21 protein-coding genes are annotated in these 20,339 nt (G+C 61.3%); 12 read left to right on the top strand and 9 right to left on the bottom strand.

Going from position 1 to position 20,339, the window contains the following annotated elements:
- Window positions 1-11 precede the first annotated feature (11 nt).
- The 3 genes from M1D43_RS06105 (at window position 12) to M1D43_RS06095 (ending at window position 3,161) form a co-directional block, all read left to right on the top strand.
- Entirely contained in the window at window positions 12-1,685 is a 1,674-nt protein-coding gene (locus M1D43_RS06105) for a nitrite/sulfite reductase (RefSeq protein ID WP_003537444.1), read from the top strand.
- 17 nt (window positions 1,686-1,702) lie between these two features.
- A complete protein-coding gene (locus M1D43_RS06100) occupies window positions 1,703-2,203 on the top strand; it encodes a DUF934 domain-containing protein (RefSeq protein ID WP_010969243.1) in 501 nt (166 codons plus the stop codon).
- A gap of 145 nt (window positions 2,204-2,348) precedes the next feature.
- A complete protein-coding gene (locus M1D43_RS06095) occupies window positions 2,349-3,161 on the top strand; it encodes a ferredoxin--NADP reductase (RefSeq protein ID WP_003537440.1) in 813 nt (270 codons plus the stop codon).
- A gap of 200 nt (window positions 3,162-3,361) precedes the next feature.
- Here the strand turns inward: M1D43_RS06095 and M1D43_RS06090 are convergent, their stop codons facing one another.
- The 5 genes from M1D43_RS06090 to M1D43_RS06070 form a co-directional block, all read right to left on the bottom strand.
- On the bottom strand, window positions 3,362-3,661 hold the full coding sequence (locus M1D43_RS06090; RefSeq protein ID WP_153312975.1) for a type II toxin-antitoxin system RelE family toxin: 300 nt from the start codon (window positions 3,659-3,661) through the stop codon (window positions 3,362-3,364).
- A gap of 101 nt (window positions 3,662-3,762) precedes the next feature.
- A complete protein-coding gene (locus M1D43_RS06085) occupies window positions 3,763-4,539 on the bottom strand; it encodes an amino acid ABC transporter ATP-binding protein (protein WP_003535037.1) in 777 nt (258 codons plus the stop codon).
- Window positions 4,540-4,557: 18 nt separating this feature from the next.
- On the bottom strand, window positions 4,558-5,712 hold the full coding sequence (locus M1D43_RS06080) for an amino acid ABC transporter permease (RefSeq protein ID WP_003535035.1): 1,155 nt from the start codon (window positions 5,710-5,712) through the stop codon (window positions 4,558-4,560).
- A 4-nt stretch (window positions 5,713-5,716) separates the two neighbouring features.
- The gene (locus M1D43_RS06075; RefSeq protein WP_003535033.1) at window positions 5,717-6,910 is read right to left on the bottom strand and encodes an amino acid ABC transporter permease; all 1,194 of its coding nucleotides are present in this window, start codon (window positions 6,908-6,910) and stop codon (window positions 5,717-5,719) included.
- Between the two features lie 105 nt (window positions 6,911-7,015).
- Window positions 7,016-8,041 carry an amino acid ABC transporter substrate-binding protein gene (locus M1D43_RS06070; protein ID WP_003535031.1) on the bottom strand — a complete coding sequence of 342 codons (1,026 nt, stop codon included), beginning with the start codon at window positions 8,039-8,041 and terminating at the stop codon, window positions 7,016-7,018.
- 336 nt (window positions 8,042-8,377) lie between these two features.
- On the opposite strand from M1D43_RS06070, the gene M1D43_RS06065 reads away from it, so the two are divergent.
- Window positions 8,378-9,565: a cystathionine beta-lyase gene (locus M1D43_RS06065; RefSeq protein ID WP_003535029.1), complete on the top strand. Its 1,188-nt coding sequence runs from the start codon at window positions 8,378-8,380 to the stop codon at window positions 9,563-9,565.
- A 54-nt stretch (window positions 9,566-9,619) separates the two neighbouring features.
- Here the strand turns inward: M1D43_RS06065 and M1D43_RS06060 are convergent, their stop codons facing one another.
- A complete protein-coding gene (locus tag M1D43_RS06060) occupies window positions 9,620-10,783 on the bottom strand; it encodes an FAD-dependent monooxygenase (protein ID WP_153312974.1) in 1,164 nt (387 codons plus the stop codon).
- Between the two features lie 27 nt (window positions 10,784-10,810).
- Window positions 10,811-11,056, bottom strand: a complete 246-nt coding sequence (locus tag M1D43_RS06055) for a zinc-finger domain-containing protein (RefSeq protein WP_003535025.1) — start codon at window positions 11,054-11,056, stop codon at window positions 10,811-10,813.
- Window positions 11,057-11,246: 190 nt separating this feature from the next.
- Between M1D43_RS06055 and M1D43_RS06050 the strand changes: the two genes are divergently transcribed.
- The 8 genes from M1D43_RS06050 to M1D43_RS06015 all read left to right on the top strand — a co-directional run bounded on the left by M1D43_RS06050 (window position 11,247) and on the right by M1D43_RS06015 (window position 18,440).
- Window positions 11,247-12,026 carry an alpha/beta fold hydrolase gene (locus M1D43_RS06050; protein WP_015241159.1) on the top strand — a complete coding sequence of 260 codons (780 nt, stop codon included), beginning with the start codon at window positions 11,247-11,249 and terminating at the stop codon, window positions 12,024-12,026.
- A gap of 297 nt (window positions 12,027-12,323) precedes the next feature.
- Window positions 12,324-13,151 (top strand): serine O-acetyltransferase, encoded by an 828-nt coding sequence (gene cysE / locus M1D43_RS06045; protein WP_003535018.1) that lies wholly within the window; start codon window positions 12,324-12,326, stop codon window positions 13,149-13,151.
- Window positions 13,152-13,330: 179 nt separating this feature from the next.
- Window positions 13,331-13,534, top strand: coding sequence for a DUF3126 family protein (locus M1D43_RS06040; protein WP_003535016.1), 204 nt, complete (start codon window positions 13,331-13,333; stop codon window positions 13,532-13,534).
- A gap of 241 nt (window positions 13,535-13,775) precedes the next feature.
- Complete coding sequence (gene phaP2 / locus M1D43_RS06035) at window positions 13,776-14,129, top strand: phasin PhaP2 (protein ID WP_153312972.1); 354 nt, start codon at window positions 13,776-13,778, stop codon at window positions 14,127-14,129.
- Window positions 14,130-14,400: 271 nt separating this feature from the next.
- The gene (clpS, locus tag M1D43_RS06030) at window positions 14,401-14,754 is read left to right on the top strand and encodes an ATP-dependent Clp protease adapter ClpS (RefSeq protein ID WP_003535011.1); all 354 of its coding nucleotides are present in this window, start codon (window positions 14,401-14,403) and stop codon (window positions 14,752-14,754) included.
- A 9-nt stretch (window positions 14,755-14,763) separates the two neighbouring features.
- The gene (gene clpA, locus M1D43_RS06025; protein ID WP_003535010.1) at window positions 14,764-17,280 is read left to right on the top strand and encodes an ATP-dependent Clp protease ATP-binding subunit ClpA; all 2,517 of its coding nucleotides are present in this window, start codon (window positions 14,764-14,766) and stop codon (window positions 17,278-17,280) included.
- Window positions 17,281-17,352: 72 nt separating this feature from the next.
- The gene (locus M1D43_RS06020) at window positions 17,353-18,099 is read left to right on the top strand and encodes an AzlC family ABC transporter permease (RefSeq protein ID WP_318853558.1); all 747 of its coding nucleotides are present in this window, start codon (window positions 17,353-17,355) and stop codon (window positions 18,097-18,099) included.
- Window positions 18,069-18,440, top strand: a complete 372-nt coding sequence (locus M1D43_RS06015; RefSeq protein WP_192923376.1) for an AzlD domain-containing protein — start codon at window positions 18,069-18,071, stop codon at window positions 18,438-18,440. The genes M1D43_RS06020 and M1D43_RS06015 overlap by 31 nt, the downstream gene beginning before the upstream one ends.
- 254 nt (window positions 18,441-18,694) lie before the next feature.
- Here M1D43_RS06015 and M1D43_RS06010 read toward each other — a convergent pair whose 3' ends face one another.
- Together M1D43_RS06010 and M1D43_RS06005 are read right to left on the bottom strand one after the other, a co-directional pair.
- On the bottom strand, window positions 18,695-19,114 hold the full coding sequence (locus tag M1D43_RS06010) for an HIT family protein (protein ID WP_028012037.1): 420 nt from the start codon (window positions 19,112-19,114) through the stop codon (window positions 18,695-18,697).
- Between the two features lie 35 nt (window positions 19,115-19,149).
- Complete coding sequence (locus M1D43_RS06005; protein ID WP_153312971.1) at window positions 19,150-20,337, bottom strand: GNAT family N-acetyltransferase; 1,188 nt, start codon at window positions 20,335-20,337, stop codon at window positions 19,150-19,152.
- Window positions 20,338-20,339 lie beyond the last annotated feature (2 nt).

The raw sequence follows: 20,339 nt of genomic DNA, 5'->3' as shown, positions 1-20,339 counted from the left end.
CCTGAGAAGCCATGTATCGTTACGACGAATTCGACCACGCCTTCGTTTCCGCACGCGTCGAGCAGTTCCGCGACCAGGTCCAGCGGCGACTGTCCGGTGAACTCGCGGAGGATGCGTTCAAGCCGCTGCGCCTGATGAACGGCGTCTATCTGCAGCTCCATGCCTATATGCTCCGCGTCGCCATTCCCTATGGTACGCTCTCGAGCCGGCAGATGCGGATGCTCGCCCATATCGCCCGCAAATATGACCGCGGCTACGGACATTTCACGACCCGCCAGAACATCCAGTACAACTGGCCGCGCCTTTCCGACACGCCTGATATCCTTCAGGAACTGGCAAGCGTGGAGATGCACGCGCTGCAGACCTCCGGCAACTGCATTCGCAACGTGACGGCGGACCATTTCGCCGGTGCCGCGGCTGACGAAGTCGCCGACCCGCGCCCCTATGCCGAAATCCTCAGGCAATGGTCGAGCGTCCATCCGGAGTTCTCGTTCCTGCCGCGCAAGTTCAAGATCGCCGTGACCGGCGCCGAGCGCGACCGCGCCGCCATTCAGGTGCATGACATCGGCCTGCACCTGAAGAAGGACGAGAACGGCAAGCTTGGCTTTGCCGTCTATGTCGGCGGCGGGCAGGGCCGCACGCCGCTGATTGCCAAGAAGATCCGCGACTTCCTGCCGGAAGAGGATCTGCTCTCCTACACGACCGCGATCATGCGCGTTTACAACCTCCATGGTCGCCGCGACAACAAGTACAAGGCGCGCATCAAGATCCTGGTTCATGAAACCGGTGCCGAGGAACTGGCCCGTCAGGTGGAGCTCGAATTCGCCAATCTGAAGGACACGGAACTGAAGCTGCCGGACGCTGATATCCAGGCGATCGCTGCCTATTTTGCGCCCGCGACACTGCCGAACCGGCCGGAGGGCTGGGGCAGTCTCGCCCGCTGGAAGAAGGCCGATCCGGAATTTGCCCGCTGGGTGCACCAGAACGTCCAGCCGCACAAGCATCCCGACTACGGCATGGTGACGATCTCTCTGAAGCCGATCGGCGGCATTCCGGGCGACGCCAGCCATGAACAGATGGATGCGGTCGCCGATATCGCCGAGGAATATGCCTTCGACGAGATCCGCGTCAGCCATGAGCAGAACCTGATCCTGCCGCATGTGGCGCTTGCCGACCTCGAGCCTGTCTATCGCGCCCTGGTCGCCGCCGGCCTCGCCACCGCCAATGCGGGGCTGATCACCGACATCATTGCCTGTCCGGGGCTCGACTACTGTGCGCTTGCCAATGCACGCTCGATTCCGGTCGCGCAGGAGATTTCGAACCGTTTCGGCTCGCCCGAGCGGCAGGCCGAAATCGGCGAGCTCAAGATCAAGATCTCCGGCTGCATCAATGCCTGCGGGCACCATCACGTCGGCCATATCGGTCTTCTGGGCGTCGAAAAGAAGGGCGCGGAGCTCTATCAGATCACGCTCGGCGGCTCCGGCGACGAACATACATCGATCGGCGAGATCATCGGTCGCGGCTTCGAGCCGGAAAGAGTGACCGACGCGGTGGAGACGATCGTCGATACCTATCTCGGCTTGCGCCGGGACAAGTCGGAGACCTTCCTCGAAGCCTATCGCCGGGTGGGGCCGCAGCCTTTCAAGGATGCGCTCTATGGCGGCGGTGCCCAGGCAGCCGCGTGATCCAAGGACAGCAGAAGATGACGAAAATCTGGAAAGAAACCGGCTTCGTGAACGATGATCCCTGGGTGATCGAAACCGACGAGACCAAGGCCGGGTCGAACGAGAAGGCGATTCTGAACATCGACGGCTTCCTGGCGGCGGTTGCGGAGAGCGATGCCTCGGAGCTTGGCGTTCTGATCAACCCCGCAGACGACGTGATGCGTCTTCAGCCGTATCTCGAAAGGATCGCGCTGGTGGCGGTGGCATTTCCGGCTTTCAGCGACGGCCGGTCCTTCAGCCATGCTTCGCTGCTGCGTTCGCGGCTCGGCTACCAGGGCGAAATCCGCGCCGTCGGCGACGTGCTGATCGACCCGATCCCGCTTATGCTGCGTTGCGGCGTCGACAGCTTCGCCGTAACCAACGCCACGGCGATCAAACGGCTTTCGGAGGGCCGGCTGCCGGGCATTTCCAACCACTACCAGCCGACGGCAAAGCCGTCCGCCAACATCAATTCCTACAGCTGGCGCCGCGTCTCTTGAAAGGTGCAGGCCGCGACAGTGTGAAGCAAGCCGAAATCCTCGAAAGCGACTATATTTGGAAGGGATTTCCTTTCAATTCGGCATGGGTTGGAATATCCGCTTGTAGTTGATAAACAGCGTCACCATTTACAGGACTGTGGTCACGATGAATGCTCCGGCAAAAAAAGAAGATTTCGCGGTACAGGCTCCGGCAGGCGTCTTCGCTGAAACGGTGACGAGCGTCGAACACTACACCGACCGGCTCTTCCGCTTCCGCATGACACGCCCGCAGGAGTTCCGCTTCCGCTCGGGCGAATTTGCGATGATCGGACTGATGGTCGGCGACAAGCCCGTTTATCGTGCCTATTCGATCGCGAGCCCGGCCTGGGACGAGGAACTGGAATTCTTCTCCATCAAAGTGCCCGATGGGCCGCTGACGTCGCATCTGCAGGGGATCAAGCCCGGCGACCAGGTATTGATGCGCAAGAAGCCGACCGGCACGCTGGTGCTGGATGCGCTCGTGCCCGGCCGCAGGCTCTATATGTTCTCGACGGGCACGGGCATCGCGCCCTTTGCGAGCCTCATCCGCGACCCGGAGACCTTCGAGAAGTTCGAGGAGGTCATCCTTACCCATACCTGCCGCGACGTGGCGGAGCTGAAATATGGCTTCGATCTTGTCGATGAAATCCGCAATCACGAGTTCCTGAACGAGATCGTCGGCGACAAGCTTCGGCACTACGCCACGGTTACGCGCGAAGAATATCCTTTCAAGGGCCGGATCACCGACCTGATGACCAACGGCAAGTTCTTCGCAGACCTCGGCCTGCCGCCGCTCGATCCCGAGATCGACCGCGGAATGATCTGCGGTTCCACCGCGATGCTGAAGGATACCAAGGAAATCCTCGAAGCCGCCGGCCTGACGGAAGGCGCCAACAACAAGCCGGCAGAGTTCGTCATCGAACGTGCATTCGTCGGCTGATCCATGGCGCCGACGGCGATAGCGTCCTCTTAAAGATATTTTACGCCGATTTGCGGCCGCCCCTCATCCGCCTGCCGGCACCTTCTCCCCGCAAGCGGGGCGAAGGGACTCGTGGCGGGCGCCTCGGCTGCCATAGTCACCCCCTCTCGCCGCGTGCGGGCTGGAGCGTTTAGGTGGCCTATGATGCCCGGTCCGGCGATCTAACGCCCGCGTGCTCGCATCAAGTTGTAGACGTCACCCCGCTCTCGCTTTCCAACTGCCACGACCAGCACAGTGACAACGCTGTCATCGACCCGGTAGACGAGACGATAGCCAAGCTGTCTCAGTTTGATTTTGTAGTGGTCGGGCATCCCGTGTAGTGCGGCGCTCGGAATGCGGGGGCGCTCCAAACGCTCACGCAGCTTCTTTGCAAGCTGCTGCCGGATCGTCGCGCCCAGCTTGTCCCATTCCTTTCGAGCAGACGGCAGGAATTCGAGGCCGCGGCGGTGCCCGAATCTCAACGGGCCTTAGAATGGAAGGTTTCTGCGAGGTTTTGGCTTGGAACACAAAACGAAACGGCCCGCCATGAAGGCGGGCCGCCGTCGTTTCGAACTGTTCCGGATCAGTGCAGGATCTGGCTGAGGAACAGCTTGGTCCGCTCGTGCTGAGGATTGTCGAAGAACTCGGCCGGCGAGTTCTGTTCGACGATCTGGCCCTGGTCCATGAAGATCACGCGGTTGGCGACCTGGCGGGCGAAGCCCATTTCGTGGGTGACGCAGATCATGGTCATGCCTTCTTCGGCGAGTCCGACCATGGTGTCGAGCACTTCCTTGACCATCTCAGGGTCTAGCGCAGAGGTCGGCTCGTCGAAGAGGAGGATTTTCGGCCGCATGCAAAGCGAGCGGGCGATGGCGACGCGCTGCTGCTGACCGCCCGAAAGCTGGCCCGGATATTTGAGCGCCTGCTCCGGAATCTTGACGCGCTCCAGGAAGTGCATCGCGACTTGCTCGGCTTCCTTTTTCGGCATCTTGCGCACCCAGATCGGCGCCAGCGTGCAGTTTTCCAGGATCGTGAGATGCGGGAAGAGGTTGAAGTGCTGGAAGACCATGCCGACTTCCCGGCGCACTTCATCGATCTTCTTCAGGTCGTTGGTGAGTTCGATGCCGTCGACGACGATCTTGCCCTTCTGGTGCTCCTCGAGCCGATTGATGCAGCGAATCATCGTCGACTTGCCGGAACCCGACGGGCCGGCGACGACGATGCGCTCGCCGCGCATGACCCTGAGATTGATGTCGCGCAGCACATGGAAATCACCGTACCATTTGTTCATGTTGGTGATTTCGATCGCGACATCCGTCGTCGAGACGGCCAATTTCGGTGCAGTGGCGGTATTTGCCATTTTCTTTTTTCCCCTTTTTTACCGCTGGCTTCTGTCGAGCAGGCGTTCCATGAAGCCTGAATAGCGCGACATGCCGAAGCAGAAAAGCCAAAAGACGAAGCCCGCGAAGATAAGGCCGGTCAGTGGCGTGACGGCGGTGGCCCAGTTCGTATCGCTGAAGTTCAGGCGAACGATGCCGAGCAGGTCGAACATGCCGATGATGGACACGAGCGATGTGTCCTTGAACAGGCCTATGAATGTGTTGACGATACCGGGAATGACCAGCTTCAGGGCCTGCGGCAGGACGATGAAGCCCATTTTCTGCCAAAAGCTGAGCCCCAGCGAATCGGCGCCCTCATACTGGCCCTTCGGAATTGCCTGCAGGCCGCCGCGCACGACTTCCGCCATGTAGGCGGAGGCAAAGAGCGACACACCGATCAGGGCGCGCAGGAACTTGTCGAAGGTGACGCCCTGCGGCAGGAACAGCGGCAGCATGACGCTGGCCATGAAAAGCACCGTGATCAATGGAACGCCGCGGATGACCTCGATGAAGACGGTGCAGAGCATCTTGATCACCGGCATGTTCGACCGGCGCCCGAGCGCCAGCAGGATGCCGAGCGGCAGCGAAACCGCGATTCCGACAAAGGACAGGACCAGGGTGACCATCAGGCCGCCCCAGAGCGGCGTTTCGACATAGGTGAGGCCGAACCAGCCACCTGGGAGGAGGATCGCCGAAAGGATAGGCAGGGCGACCAGCAGCAGAAGTGCGTTCAATCCCTTGTACGGGATTCTCGGTATCAGCATCGGCACCAGGAGCAACACGAAGAGGATGCCGACAAGCGCCGGACGCCAGCGCTCGTCGAGCGGATAGCGGCCAAAAAGAAACTGGGCGAATTTCGCATTGACGAAGGCCCAGCAGGCGCCGCTCCAGCCTTCCGGCTGCGAGCCGCCTTGCGAGAGCGTGGCGCAGACGCCGCGGCCGCCGCCGCTCCAGGCGGCATCGATGAAGAGCCACTGGATTGCGGGCGGCACCAGCCATGCCAGGATGAGCAAGCTGATGATCGTCAGGGCGGTGTCCTTGGGCGTGGCGAACAGATTTTTCCGCAGCCAGGAGACGACACCGCTTTCCAGCGACGGGGCAGGCGAAGCTTCGATCATCGAAGCGCGAACGAAAGAGGCCTGATTCGTGCTCATGATCTCACCTCTCCACCAGCGCCATTCGGGCGTTGTACCAGTTCATGAACAGCGACGTCGCGAGGCTCAGGCTGAGATAGACGATGAGCCAGATGCTTACGATCTCGATCGACTGTCCGGTCTGGTTGAGGATGGTGCCGCCGACGGCAACGAGATCGGCATAACCGATGGCAACCGCCAGCGAGGAGTTCTTGGTGAGGTTGAGATACTGGCTGGTCAGCGGCGGAATGATGATGCGCATCGCCTGCGGCACGACCACGAGGCGCGTCGTCAACGCCGGGCGTATGCCGAGCGCATGTGCCGCCTCCGTCTGGCCTTTGGAAACGCCGCGGATGCCGGCCCGGACGATTTCGGCGATGAAGGCTGCCGTGTAGAAGGAAAGCGCGAGGAACAGCGACATGAACTCCGGTCCGACGACCGAACCGCCCGTAAGGTTGAACTTGCCCGCCACGGGAATGTCGAAGGTGATCGGCGCACCGGTCACGAGAAATGTGACCAGCGGCAGACCGATGATCAGCCCGAGCACGGTCCACAGGACGGGAAGGCGCTCGCCGGTCGCCAACTGCCGCTGGCGCGCGTAACGGGCAAAGAACACACTTGCGGCGACGGCGATAACAAACGCGAGGAGCGTGTATTCTGCACCCTCTTCGGCAATCGGCCTCGGAAAGGCGACGCCGCGATTGCTCAGAAAGATATCAAAGGGCAGGGCAAGCGCATCTCGTGCCTGCGGCAATATCGACAGCACCCCGCTGTACCAGAAGAATATAACGAGCAGCGGCGGGATGTTGCGGAACACTTCGACATAGGCCAGCGAGAGCTTGGCGATGATCCAGTTGTGCGAAAGGCGTCCGATGCCGACGATAAAGCCGATGATCGTCGCCGTGATGATTCCGGTAATTGCGACGAGCAACGTATTGATGAAGCCGACCAGCAAGGCGCGGCCATAGGTGGAATCGCTGGTGAATGAAATCAGCGACTGTCCGACATCGAAGCCGGCGCGGCTTCTAACGAAATCGTAGCCGGATGCGATGTTCGCGCGTCTCAGGTTGTCGACGGTGTTGTCGACGATCCAGTAGATGAGCGCTGCGAGGATGATGATGGTGATTGCCTGATAGAATATCCCGCGCACCTGAGGATCGTTGATGATCGACCCTGAGGACCTGCTTCGTTCAGGCGCGTTGGTGACGCCGATGGCCATGCAATGCCTCTTTCCCCTTGTCCATCCTTTCGGATGTTCCCCTTATCGGGTTTTTATCGTTGATCGGGGGAACGGCCGCGGCCGTCCCCCCGACATAGCGTCCGATCAGCGGACCGGCGGTGCGTATTGGAGACCGCCCTTGTTCCAGAGAGCGTTGAGGCCGCGCTCGATCTTCAGCGGGCTGCCTGCGCCGATGTTGCGGTCGAACACTTCGCCGTAGTTTCCGACTGCCTTGACGATATTGACCGCCCATTCGTTGGTGAGGCCGAGGTCCGTGCCGATCTTGCTGTCGGCCTCGACGCCCAGGAAGCGTTGAACGTCGGGGTTCGTCGACTTCTTCATTTCTTCGAGATTGGCCTGGGTTACGCCGAACTCTTCGGCCTGGACCAGGGCGTAATGGACCCAGCTGACGATGTCGAACCACTGATCGTCACCCTGGCGGACCGCCGGTGCGAGCGGCTCCTTGGAGATGATCTCCGGCAGAACGATGTGGTCATCGGGCTTCGAGAGGGTGAGGCGCAGCGAATAGAGGCCGGACTGGTCGGTCGTATAGACATCGCAACGGCCGGCGTCGTAGGCAGCGTTCACTTCCTCGAGTTTCTCGAAGACGACCGGGTTGTACTGCAGATTGTTCGCCTTGAAGTAGTCGGCGAGGTTGAGCTCGGTCGTCGTGCCGGTCTGAACGCAGACGGCGGCGCCGGAAAGCTCGAGGGCGGACTTCACGTCGAGTTCCTTGCGAACCATGAAGCCCTGGCCGTCGTAGTAGTTGACCGGACGGAAGTTGAAGCCAAGCGCCGTGTCGCGGTTGATCGACCAGGTCGTGTTGCGTGCGAGCACGTCGACTTCGCCGGACTGCAGCGCCGGAAAGCGCTCCTTGGCGGAGAGCGGCGTATACTTGACCTTGCTGCCGTCGCCGAAGATCGCGGCCGCAATCGCCTTGCAATAGTCGACGTCGAATCCGCTCCAATTGCCCGAGGCGTCAGGGGCTGCGAAACCGGCGAGGCCGGTATTCACGCCGCACTGGACGAAGCCCTTGGCCTTCACGTCGTCAAGCGTAGCGGCGGATGCCGCATGTGTGCCAATCCCCACGACAGCAGCGCCAACGAGAGCTGTCAGAATTCTTCTTGCCATTTTTTTTAACCTTTTCGGTTGTCGTTTTTCGCGTCTGCACGGTTGCGCTCTCTTGGCGCGTGCAGCCTCGGCCACCCTCCTGGCCTGAGTACAAACTATCTCATGCTCAAAATCTGGAAGGGTCAAGAGACGTTGCCGATTTTATGATCTTCAATGTGAAAAACGTGAAGCTCGCCAGAAGTTTAGGCAGGTCTCGCGACAGAATTGCCCGTCATGAATAAAAAACCGTCAGTTGCGCATCTTCGTGATTCACGGGCGGCCGGCTTGAATTTTTCCTTGACCCGGCCGGTGGCCCGTTCGATGAGTCGGCAGCGAAAATCAACAGCGGATGTTTCAATGGCAGACAACAAGATCGGGCGAGCGGAGCAGGGGATCAATACCCGTCTCGCGCACACCGGCAACAACCCCTCCGACTTCCATGGCTTCGTCAATCCGCCGGTGGTTCACGCCTCCACCGTGCTGTTCCCGAATGCGAGGACGATGGAGACGCGGGCGCAGAAATATACCTATGGGACGCGCGGCACACCGACGACCGACGCGCTCTGCGAGGCCGTGAACGAGTTGGAGGGCGCAGCGGGCACGATCCTCGTTCCCTCCGGGCTCGCTGCGGTCACGGTGCCGTTCCTCGCCTATCTCTCCTCGGGCGACCATGTGCTCATTGTCGATTCGGTCTATTTCCCCACCCGCCACTTCTGCGACACGATGCTCTCCAGGCTCGGCGTCACGGTCGAATATTATGACCCGACGATCGGCGCCGGCATCGAAAACCTGATCAGGCCGAACACGCGGCTGGTGCATACGGAAGCCCCGGGCTCGAATACGTTCGAGATGCAGGATATTCCGGCAATCGCCGCCGCGGCGCACCGGCACGGCTGTATCGTGACTATGGACAATACCTGGGCGACGCCGGTCTATTTCCGGCCCCTCGACCACGGCGTCGACGTTTCGATCCATGCGGCGACCAAGTACCCCTCCGGTCACTCGGACGTTCTTCTCGGAACCGTTTCCGCCAATGCGGCCCATTGGCCGGCACTCAGCGAGGCGATGGTTACGCTCGGCGTCTGCGTTTCGCCGGACGACAGCTATCAGATCCTGCGCGGCCTGCGCACGATGGGCGTTCGCCTGGAGCGTCATCAGGCAAGCGCGCTCGCGATCGCTGAATGGCTGGAGGGCCGAGACGAGGTGGCGCGCGTGCTTCATCCGGCACTGCCGAGCTTTCCCGGACACGAATTGTGGAAGCGCGACTTCGGCGGCGCGAGCGGGATATTCTCCTTCGTGCTCAAGGCGGAACCGGAAGACGGCAAGGCAAAGGCGCATGCCTTCCTGGATGCGCTCTCGCTGTTCGGGCTCGGCTACTCCTGGGGCGGCTTCGAAAGCCTCGCCGTTCACGTGAACCTCTCCGATCGCAAGGTGGCGAAGGCACCGTCCGAAGGGCCGGTCATCCGGCTGCAGATCGGACTCGAGGATGTACCGGACATCCGCCGGGATATCGAGGCGGGCCTCGCCGCGGCAAACGCCGTCTGAGGTCTGACCGAAGCGATAGGGAGGCGGAAATACGCTTCCCTCATCCTGCGCCAACTAAGCGCCGTAGCCGTAAAGCCAGTCGAAATCGGCTGCGAGCGCTTCGGGTTTTCTGAAAGAAAGAACGAGATTGCGCGCGATCCGCACCGGACCTGCTGCGTGGTAGGCGAAGCTGTTGAAGGCGGCGCGCTTGCGAACGCGGCCGATCCGCACCCTGCGTGCGTCTTCATAGCGTGCGAAGGCGGAGGGAAGGTCGGGAGAATCGGCCATACAGCGGGCGAGTTCCCGGGCGTCCTCGATGGCCATCGCCGCGCCCTGGGCTGCAAATGGCGTCAGGGCGTGGGCAGCATCGCCGATGAGGATGGTGTCGCGTCCATTGTGCCAAGCCCCGTCTTCAACCGTGCAGAGCGGCCAGTAGGTCGCCGAGCCGGCGTGACCGAGCAACGAGCGCAGGTCGGGATGCCAATCCCTGAAGGCCGCCTCGAACTCGCGCCGGCGATCGCCGGATTCGCGCCCCTCCCAGGTTTCGCCCGACGCCCTTCCGGCAACGATCGCAACGAAGTTGAAGCCGTCGATCTTCCGGATCGGATAGGCGACGAGATGGGCCTTCGGCGCGAGGAAGGCGGTGACGCGATCTTGCGACAGGCAGGCGGGCACCCGGGTGCGTGGCAGCGTGAAGCGCCAGGCGACATTGCCCGAAAAACGGACGGTGCCGGCGCCGGCAACGGAGGAGCGAATCCGCGACCAGATCCCGTCCGCGCCGATGATCGCGGCCGGTGAGCGCTTGCTCGCCTCGGTGATGACTGTTCGCGGATCGTCCGCGATTCGCCTCCCCAGATGAAGGCGGCAGAGCGGCTCGGCCCGGACGGCATCCAGAAGGATCGTTTGCAGGCTGGCGCGATGCAGGACGCCATACGGCGCCCCCCAGCGCTCGCGGGCGCGTGCGCCGGCAGGCACGCTGGCAAGCGGCCGCAGCGAGCGGCCGTCGGTAAGCGAGATCGCTTCCGGTTCATTCCAGACGCGTTCGAGAGCGGGCAGCAACCCGAGTTCGATGAGGATGCGCGATGCATTCGGCGAAAGCTGAAGCCCGGCACCGGCTTCCTCCAATGCATCGGCCTGCTCGAAGATATCCGTCCGGAACCCCTTCCGTGCAAGGCAGAGCGCAGCCGTCAGCCCGGCGATGCCGGCACCGACGATCGCGACCGGATCAGCCTTTTGCATGGATATCGCGCCGTCGCCTGCGCAGGATCAGGCGGCTTTAGTCGTGAAAAGGCAGCCCGGAGGGATCGTTTCCGTCGCCTTCAGGGAAGGATTGTAGCGGTAGAGGGTCGAGCAATAGGAACAGACTTTCTCGTTCTCGTCGCCCATGTCGACGAAGATGTGAGGGTGGTCGAACGGGACGGAAGCACCCGTGCACATGAATTCCTTGACGCCGATCTCGATGACCCGGTGCCCGCCGTCGTTCTGAAAATGGGGGATGCTGTGGCCGGCCATGTCGTACTCCGATATATGCAAGTCTTAGGTGTCGATTGGGGTGTCGATTTTGCCGGCACCATAGTGAGCTTTGGCGAAAATGTGTAGCGGCAAACATGCCGCGCCCTATGGTTTTTGGAGCGGTTGGGGTTTCCGGGCGTTGCTTTACCAACTAACGTCCGCGCCGACAGGACAATACCAGGAAAACCAGATGGACTTGAACCCTCCGCCATTTTCCCGCTTCACGCACGACGGACTGGAAATCGCCTATTTCGACGAAGGTGACCCCTCGGGCGACCCGATCCTGCTCATTCACGGCTTTGCATCGAGCGCCAATGTCAATTGGGTTTTTCCCGGATGGCTGAAGACGCTCGGCGACGCCGGATACCGCGTCATCGCGCTCGACAATCGCGGGCACGGGCAAAGCAGCAAGCCCCATGATCCCTCGCTCTATCACCCGCCGCAGATGGCGGGGGATGCGGCGGCACTTCTGGTGCATCTCGGCATCGGCGAAGCGCATGTCATGGGTTATTCGATGGGCGCGCGGATCTCGGCATTCCTGGCCTTGCAGCACCCGGATCGCGTCCGTTCGCTGGTATTCGGCGGTCTCGGGATAGGCATGATCACGGGGGTGGGGGAGTGGGATCCGATCGCCGACGCGCTGCTTGCACCTTCTTTGGAGGACGTTACGCACGAGCGCGGCCGGACGTTCCGCGCCTTCGCAGACCAGACGAAAAGCGATCGTCAGGCGCTGGCCGCATGCATATCGACATCGCGGGACCTGCTTACCGCAGACGAGGTAGGCCGCATAGACGTGCCGGTGCTGATCGGCGTCGGGACAAAGGATGACATCGCCGGATCGGCTGAGGAGCTCGCCGCGCTGATGCAGCATGCCGTGGCACTCGACATTCCCGGGCGCGACCACATGCTGGCGGTCGGCGACCGGGTGTTCAAGAAGGCGGTTCTGGAGTTCCTTGCCGGGGTTGGGTGAGGCCAGTCCGGACGGAAAACCCTGCGCACTTTTCCTCGAGTTGCTCCCGTCCGTGCCACTACTGCATGTGTCCTTTAATCCTATCCGATTAAAGGACAAAAACCTGCAGCAGATCAAAGTGCCACAGCGGCCTTTGCGCGTCTGATAAGACGCGCGGCGCTGTAACGAGAGGTGAATTCCGGTCAGGCCATTTATGTCGACCGGGAATTGGCCTATATATGCCGGAACAACGACCCGTCCTAAACAGGCAAGCCAAAGACGACCCCGCTGAGGGACCGCCCAGGAAGGAGAGCGACCATGGTCGCCAAGACAGAACTTCGTCATACGGAATCGCTCGAAGCGATCGATCCGATCTGGGATAGCCTGCGTGAGGAGGCGCGTCTGGCGGCCGAGCGCGACCCGATGCTGGCGGCCTTTCTCTATTCGACGGTGGTCAATCAGCATTCCCTGGAAGATTGCGTCATCTACCGGATCTGCGAGAGGCTGGACCATCCCGACCTACAGGCGAGCCTCCTGCACCAGACCTTCGCCGAAATGCTCGAGGACTGGCCCGAATGGGGCGCCGTCCTGCGCGTCGATATACAGGCGGTCTACGACCGCGACCCGGCCTGCACGCGCTTCATGGAGCCCGTGCTTTATTTCAAGGGCTTCCATGCCATACAGACGCACCGTCTGGCTCACTGGCTGTGGAACCGCGGCCGGAAAGACTTTGCGCTCTATCTCCAGAGCCGCTCCTCCAGTGTTTTCCAAACCGACATCAACCCGGCCGCCCGCATCGGGCGCGGCATCTTCCTCGATCATGCAACGGGGCTCGTCGTCGGCGAAACCGCGGTCATCGGCGACAACGTATCTATCTTGCATGGCGTGACGCTTGGCGGCACCGGCAAGGAAGGCAGCGACCGTCATCCGAAGATCGGCAACGGCGTGCTGATCGGCGCCGGCGCAAAGATTCTCGGCAACATCCACATCGGCCACTGCTCGCGCGTGGCCGCCGGTTCCGTCGTGCTGAAGGCGGTCCCTCCCAAATCGACGGTTGCCGGGGTGCCGGCGAAGGTTGTCGGCGAGGCCGGCTGTTCCGAGCCGTCGCGTCAAATGGACCAGATCCTGGCGTCGTTCGATATCTGATCAAGGCGCCTGAAACCCGGCTGTGCCGGGCATCGACGCCGCGAAAAATCAGTGCAGCAATTCAAGGCGTTGCGAGCATTTCTTCGCCTCTCGGCGAACGCTTGGCGCTCTGATGGGTTTACACCTGGCAATGGCCCGTGCAACAAGCGCGGCAAATCAATCGGCTACGGAGAAGAGTTTTGAAGCCCGAAGAAATCCGCAAGCTTGAGGCCTATCTTAAGCGCACGTTCAACCAGTCCATGGTCGTCAAGGCTCGCCCGAAGAAGGACGAATCCGCTGAAGTCTATCTCGGCGACGAATTTCTCGGTGTCGTCTTCCGGGACGAAGAGGACGGCGAGCTCTCCTATAATTTCTCGATGGCGATCCTCGACATCGATCTCTGAGAGCCCTCGATCCCACCGGGATCGGTGGTAATCGCGCGTTGCAAGACCCGGTTCTGAGCAATCAGGCCGGGTTTTCTGCTGTTAAATCATACTTTTCGAAGAATTTGTCCGGAGGCGTCCGGTCTTCATCAAGTCGTTGCAAGAACTGTGTTTTATTGCATTGCACACTGAACTTGACTTTTTGTGCAGTGCACATAGACTAAACCGAGTTCCTAGCCGAGCCGTCACAAGGAGACACCCGATGTTTAACTTCGACGATGCGAACAAGAAGAGCAAGGAAGCCCTCGACGTGGCCGTGAAGAGCTACTCCGCCATGACCAAAGGCTTCCAGGCTATTGCGACCGAAGCGGCCGATTATTCGAAGAAGTCCTTCGAGGATAGCGTTGCTCATCTCGAAAAGCTTACCAGCGTCAAAAGCCTCGAAGCAGCGTTCGAGCTTCAGACGAATTATCTGAAGGCAAGCTACGAAGGCTTCTTCACCGAGGCGACGAAGATCGGTGAGATGTATGCCGACCTCGCCAAGGACGCCTACAAGCCGTACGAGGCACCGGTTGCCAAGGCGGCCGCTGCGGTCAAAACAGCCGCCGCCGCCTGACCATCAGCCTCATCGCTATTGCAGAACAGGCCGGTCGCGGATGCCGCGGCCGGCCTTCGTCTGTTCGTGCGCCGCGGCTCATTGATCCCGCCGCAACCCGTGAAAGTTGCCACCGCCGCCGAAGAAATTTGATCAATCTTGTGTTTCGCCGTGCGAATATGTTTGCAGTGCGTGGGTTCGGTCTTAAAATCCAAGAACGAACCATTAGATAAAGGCAAGCATGTCGTGGCCGAATGCGAATGGATCCGCGGCTGTAAAGGAATGAACAAGAATGATCGCCATGCCGGTCCGGATGCAGCAGGGAAGCGAAGGAGACGGAGGCGGCCCCAGTCGTGGCACGTCCGTCATCACGCGCACCAAGCCGAAGACCAAGAAGCCGAGTTTGTACCGCGTTCTGCTTTTGAATGACGATTACACACCGATGGAATTCGTCATTCACATCCTCGAACGCTTCTTTCAGAAGAACCGCGAAGAGGCGACCGTCATAATGCTACATGTCCACAACCACGGCGTTGGAGAATGCGGCGTCTTCACCTACGAGGTCGCCGAAACCAAGGTGACGCAGGTGATGGATTTCGCCAGGCAGCATCAACATCCGTTGCAATGCGTCATGGAAAAGAAATGAGGAACTAACGTGCCAACATTTTCGCCCAGCCTCGAAAAGGCGCTGCATCAGGCACTGACTTTTGCCAACGAGCGCCATCACGAATATGCGACGCTCGAGCACCTGCTGCTGGCATTGATCGATGATGCCGATGCGGCGGCTGTGATGGGCGCGTGCAACGTCAATCTCGACACGCTTCGCAAGACCGTGACCGATTACGTCGACAACGAATTGTCGAACCTCGTCACCGGTTACGACGAGGACTCCAAGCCGACGGCCGGCTTTCAGCGCGTGATCCAGCGAGCCGTCATCCATGTGCAGTCTTCGGGCCGCGAGGAGGTGACGGGCGCCAACGTGCTCGTGGCGATCTTCGCCGAGCGCGAGAGCCATGCTGCCTATTTCCTGCAGGAGCAGGAGATGACACGGTATGATGCAGTCAATTTCATTTCGCACGGCATAGGCAAGCGGCCGGGGAGCTCCGAGGCGCGGCCGGTGCGCGGTGCGGAAGACCAGGACTCCGAACAGAAGGCTTCGCGCGAGAGCGAGGAGGCCGGCCCGAAGAAGCAGCAGGATGCGCTCACGGCCTATTGCGTGAACCTCAACGAAAAGGCCAAGTCCGGCAAGATCGATCCTCTGATCGGGCGTCACGCCGAAGTCAACCGGACCATTCAGGTGCTTTGCCGCAGATCCAAGAACAACCCGCTTTACGTGGGCGATCCTGGCGTCGGCAAGACGGCAATCGCCGAGGGCCTTGCCAAGCGCATCATCGAGAAGAAGGTGCCCGAGGCGTTGCAGGACGCCACGATCTTCGCGCTCGACATGGGAACCCTGCTGGCCGGGACCCGCTATCGCGGCGACTTCGAGGAACGCCTGAAGCAGGTGGTCAAGGAACTCGAAGACTATCCCGGTGCAGTGCTGTTCATCGACGAGATCCACACGGTCATCGGTGCCGGGGCCACGTCGGGCGGCGCCATGGACGCGTCGAACCTCTTGAAGCCCGCGCTTTCTTCCGGCGCGATCCGCTGCATCGGCTCGACCACCTATAAGGAGTACCGCCAGTTCTTCGAAAAGGACCGGGCTCTCGTTCGCCGCTTCCAGAAGATCGACGTCAACGAGCCGACGATCGCGGACACGATCGAGATCATGAAGGGCCTCAAGCCGTATTTCGAGGACTACCACCAGCTGAAATACACCAACGATGCCATCAAGGCGGCGGTGGAGCTTTCGGCACGCTATATCAATGACCGGAAGCTGCCGGACAAGGCGATCGACGTCATCGACGAGTCCGGTGCCGCTCAGATGCTTTTGCCCGTCAGCAAACGCCGCAAGCTGATCACCGAAAGGGAGATCGAAGCGACCGTCGCAACGATGGCACGCATCCCGCCGAAGACCGTGTCCAAGGACGACGAAGCCGTGCTCGCCAATCTCGAGCAGGAACTGCGTTCCGTCGTTTATGGCCAGGATCTGGCGATCGAGGCGCTCGCCTCGTCGATCAAGCTGGCGCGCGCAGGCCTTCGCGAGCCCAACAAGCCGATCGGCTGCTACGTCTTTTCCGGCCCGACCGGCGTCGGCAAGACGGAAGTGGCGAAGCAACTCGCCACCTCGCTCGGCGTCGAGCTGCTGCGCTTCGACATGTCGGAATATATGGAACGCCACACGGTCTCCCGACTGATCGGCGCGCCTCCCGGCTATGTCGGTTTCGATCAGGGCGGACTCCTGACCGATGGCGTCGACCAGCATCCGCATTGCGTGCTGCTTCTCGACGAAATCGAAAAGGCGCATCCGGATCTCTTCAACATCCTCTTGCAGGTCATGGATCACGGTTCGCTGACCGACCATAACGGCAAGAAGATCGATTTCCGGAATGTCATCCTGATCATGACGACCAATGCCGGCGCGTCCGACATGGCTCGGGCGGCGATCGGCTTCGGTTCCTCCAAGCGAACCGGCGAGGACGTGGAGGCGCTGAATCGCCTCTTCACGCCGGAGTTCCGCAACCGTCTGGACTCCGTCATTCCGTTCAACTCTCTGCCGACCCCGGTCATCCACAAGGTCGTGCAGAAGTTCGTCATGCAGCTCGAAACGCAGCTTGCGGAGCGCAATGTCACCTTCGACCTTGCGCCTGATGCGATCGCCTGGCTTGCAGAGAGGGGCTATGATGAGAAGATGGGTGCACGGCCGCTGGCACGCGTCATCCAGGAAAACATCAAGAAGCCCCTCGCGGACGAGATCCTCTTCGGCAAGCTCAAGAAGGGCGGTGTCGTCAAGGTGACGATCGGCAACAAGGAAGATGGCACGAAGGGGCTCATGCTCGAAGCCGTGCCGGAAACTGCTCCGATCAAGCCCAAGGCCGAAGTCTCGCGTCCGGCCGGCAAGGGCGCGAAACCCAAGAAGGCTGCCGAAAAGGAAAGCGTAGCCGCAGCCGAAGAGGGCGCGAAAGCCAAGTCGAAGAAGACGACCGCCAAGTCCTCGAACAAGAGCGGCGGCAGCTCCGGCGCGGCTCCCCTCAGGGGGCGGACGGTTCCGAAGGTGCCGCGCAAGAAATAACGCGATCGCGACTGGACGTGACGGTGCCGGGTGAGTTACCCGGCACTTTCTTGTGAGCGTGGAGCATAGCGGGTGGATTCCACAAACCGTATCGAAGAGGAGCGATCGCCTCTGGGCTGGTTTCTGGCGGGTGCGCGCGGGATATTCAGCCTTCCGGCCATAATCCTCATGCTTTCCTTCGTGGGCTTCTGCTCGCTGACGGTTCAGGCCGGGATCCCGCCGGCGCAGGTCGTGTTCATGACCGGCATCGTCTGGGCCCTGCCGGCAAAGGTCATTCTCGTGAGTTCGATCCTCAGCGGCGCGAGTCTTGCGACGGCGTTCCTGGCGGTCACGCTTTCGTCGGTGCGCTTGATGCCGATGGTCGCCGCACTCGTTCCCGAGCTGCGCACGCCGAAGACGCCGACATGGCTGCTTCTCGTGCTTTCGCATTTCATCGCCATCACCGCCTGGGTCTTCGCGATGGAGCGCGTGCATTCGGTTCCGCGCCAGCACCGCGCGACCTTCTTCGCCGGCTTCGGCATCACGCTGGTCGCCACGAATATGGCGCTGGTCGGGATCGTCTATCGCCTCGTCGCCGATTTCCCGCCGATCGTCGCCGGATGTCTCTTCTTTCTGACGCCGGTCTATTTCCTCGCCTCGATCTGGAATTCCGCGCGCCATCCGGTCGTCTACGCGGCCCTCGCCATCGGGCTCGTCGCGGGGCCGCTCTGCTACTGGATCGCACCCGAGTTCGACATCCTGCTCGCCGGCCTTGGCGGCGGAACGCTGGCCTGGGCGGGCGAGCGCCTATGGCGCGCGCGGCGGGAGACGAGCGCGTGACCTGGATGGACGGATGGTGGGCCTATGCGTTCATCGGGATAGCCGGCTGGCTCGCGACCGATATCTGGCGATGGCTAGGGGTCCTCGCCGGCAATCGTCTGCGCGACGATTCGGAGGCGCTGAACTGGGTGAGGGCGGTGGCGACGGCACTGGTCGCAGCGGTCATCGCAAAGCTTATTCTTTACCCGACCGGCGTTCTTGCGCAGTCGCCACTGTGGCTTCGGCTGGGCTCCGTCGTGATAGGCGCGATCGTGTTTTTCGCCGCCCGCCAGAAGCCCGCCGCCGGCATTGCAACGGCAATCGCCGCCCTGGCCGCGGGTCTTTGGTGGCTGGGGTTTTGACGACTTAAAGCATTGATATGACAGATTGCCATAAACGTTTGAATCAAGGCTATCTTATTAGATGAGGATCTTTGCCTGAGTCTTTCTCTGCCGGCACATCGTCTCCGCGATTTCAGGTGAGCACATAGCAAACAGCCCGATCTCTACGGGGCTGAAGCGATGTCTGGGCCTCCCCAACATCCTCATCCCTGTGACGAGCACAGCGATGAGGAAATCAAACAAGCCGCCGCGGGAATCCCCAATCTCAACAGGCCTTAAAGCGCCCGGCGGATCTTCTCTGCGTTTGCGGCCAGCACCTCCCCGTCTTCCATCTTGCCGGAATGCGGCTTCAACGGAACGCCCTCGCGGCGGGGGATGACGTGGAAGTGGAGATGGAAGACGGACTGTCCGGCCGGTGCCTCGTTGAATTGCATGATGGTGACGCCGTCGGCGTCGAAAGCGGTCTTGGCGGCGACGGCGATCTTCTGGACAGTTGCGATCAGGCTGGTGAGGGTGGCCGGGTCGGCGTCGAGAATGTTGCGTGACGGGGCCTTCGGCAACACCAGGACATGGCCCTCGGCCTGCGGCATCACATCCATGAAGGCGACCGTGGCTTCGTCCTCGTAGACGCGATGCGAGGGTATCTCGCCGCGCAATATCTTGGCGAAGATATTGTTTGTGTCATATGCACTCATGTCGTTTCCTTTTCCTGGCACGCGTTCGCGGTGTCTCAGTCGTCCTGGCGCTCACCTTTGCGGAAAGGCCCGTGCTCCGCAAGAAACTCGCCGGTTTCTTCCACATCCCGGCGCTCCCGTTCCAGATAATCGGCTACGGCGCGCGCAAGCCCCGGATGGCTGATGAAATGAGCGGAATGGGTGGTCACCGGCATGTAGCCCCGCGCGAGCTTGTGCTCGCCCTGCGCGCCGGCCTCGACGCGTTTCAATCCCTTCGCGATCGCGTAATCGATCGCCTGATGGTAACAGACTTCGAAATGCAGGAAGGGGTGGTCCTCGATACAGCCCCAGTGCCGGCCATACAGCGCATCGCCGCCGATGAAATTGATCGCACCCGCGATGTAGCGCCCGCCGCGCTTGGCCATGACCAGCAATATGTCGTCGGCCATGCGCTCGCCGATGAGTGAGTAGAAGGCGCGGGTCAGATAGGGGCGGCCCCATTTGCGTCCGCCGGTGTCCATGTAGAAGGCGAAGAACTGGTCCCAGATCTCTTCCGTGAGGTCGCTGCCGGTCAGCCAGTCGATGGTTATGCCGTTTTCGACGGCTGCGCGGCGCTCTCTCTTCAGTGCCTTGCGCTTTCGCGAGGCAAGCGTGGCGAGAAAGTCGTCATGCGATCCATAGCCCTGATTGATGAAATGGAACTGCTGGTCCATACGGTGCAGGAAGCCCGCCCGCTCCAAGGCCGCCATCTCGTCAACCGGGACGAAGGTCACGTGGGCCGAGGAAAGACCGTGGCGGCGCGTGAGTTCCTTGAGACCGGCCGCGAGCGCATTGCCGACCGTTTGTCGGTCGCTTCCCTCGGCCGCGAGCAGCCGCGGCCCTGTTGCCGGCGTGAAGGGCACGGAACATTGCAGCTTCGGGTAGTAGCGGCCGCCGGCACGCTCGAAGGCATCCGCCCATCCATGGTCGAAAACATACTCCCCCTGGCTGTGGCTCTTGACGTAGCAGACAAGCGCTCCCCGCAGGGAACCGTCCGCGTCCTCCATCAGGAGATGCTGCCCGAGCCATCCCGTTTCCGCCGTTGCCGATCCGGATTCTTCCAGTGCGGAAAGGTAGGCATGGGAGACGAAGGGGTTGTAGGGCGTGCCGGCATGCCCCTTCGAGGCGCCGGCAAGCCTGTCCCAGCTCGCCGGCGGTATCGACGTGAACGAATGCTCTATGCGGATGGTGATCGCGTCTGTCATGC

This window comes from Ensifer sp. R1-3 (assembly GCF_056739175.1).
Note: the sequence above shows the minus strand (reverse complement) of the source record. Positions and strands in the feature narration are given on the sequence as shown.

Coding starts and splice junctions, on each gene's coding strand:
- M1D43_RS06105 (WP_003537444.1), top strand. CDS start 12: ATGTATCGTTACGACGAATTCGACCACGCCTTCGTTTCCGCACGCGTC.
- M1D43_RS06100 (WP_010969243.1), top strand. CDS start 1,703: ATGACGAAAATCTGGAAAGAAACCGGCTTCGTGAACGATGATCCCTGG.
- M1D43_RS06095 (WP_003537440.1), top strand. CDS start 2,349: ATGAATGCTCCGGCAAAAAAAGAAGATTTCGCGGTACAGGCTCCGGCA.
- M1D43_RS06085 (WP_003535037.1), bottom strand. CDS start 4,539: ATGGCAAATACCGCCACTGCACCGAAATTGGCCGTCTCGACGACGGAT.
- M1D43_RS06080 (WP_003535035.1), bottom strand. CDS start 5,712: ATGAGCACGAATCAGGCCTCTTTCGTTCGCGCTTCGATGATCGAAGCT.
- M1D43_RS06075 (WP_003535033.1), bottom strand. CDS start 6,910: ATGGCCATCGGCGTCACCAACGCGCCTGAACGAAGCAGGTCCTCAGGG.
- M1D43_RS06070 (WP_003535031.1), bottom strand. CDS start 8,041: ATGGCAAGAAGAATTCTGACAGCTCTCGTTGGCGCTGCTGTCGTGGGG.
- M1D43_RS06065 (WP_003535029.1), top strand. CDS start 8,378: ATGGCAGACAACAAGATCGGGCGAGCGGAGCAGGGGATCAATACCCGT.
- M1D43_RS06060 (WP_153312974.1), bottom strand. CDS start 10,783: ATGCAAAAGGCTGATCCGGTCGCGATCGTCGGTGCCGGCATCGCCGGG.
- M1D43_RS06055 (WP_003535025.1), bottom strand. CDS start 11,056: ATGGCCGGCCACAGCATCCCCCATTTTCAGAACGACGGCGGGCACCGG.
- M1D43_RS06050 (WP_015241159.1), top strand. CDS start 11,247: ATGGACTTGAACCCTCCGCCATTTTCCCGCTTCACGCACGACGGACTG.
- cysE (WP_003535018.1), top strand. CDS start 12,324: ATGGTCGCCAAGACAGAACTTCGTCATACGGAATCGCTCGAAGCGATC.
- phaP2 (WP_153312972.1), top strand. CDS start 13,776: ATGTTTAACTTCGACGATGCGAACAAGAAGAGCAAGGAAGCCCTCGAC.
- clpS (WP_003535011.1), top strand. CDS start 14,401: ATGATCGCCATGCCGGTCCGGATGCAGCAGGGAAGCGAAGGAGACGGA.
- M1D43_RS06015 (WP_192923376.1), top strand. CDS start 18,069: ATGGCGCGCGCGGCGGGAGACGAGCGCGTGACCTGGATGGACGGATGG.
- M1D43_RS06010 (WP_028012037.1), bottom strand. CDS start 19,114: ATGAGTGCATATGACACAAACAATATCTTCGCCAAGATATTGCGCGGC.
- M1D43_RS06005 (WP_153312971.1), bottom strand. CDS start 20,337: ATGACAGACGCGATCACCATCCGCATAGAGCATTCGTTCACGTCGATA.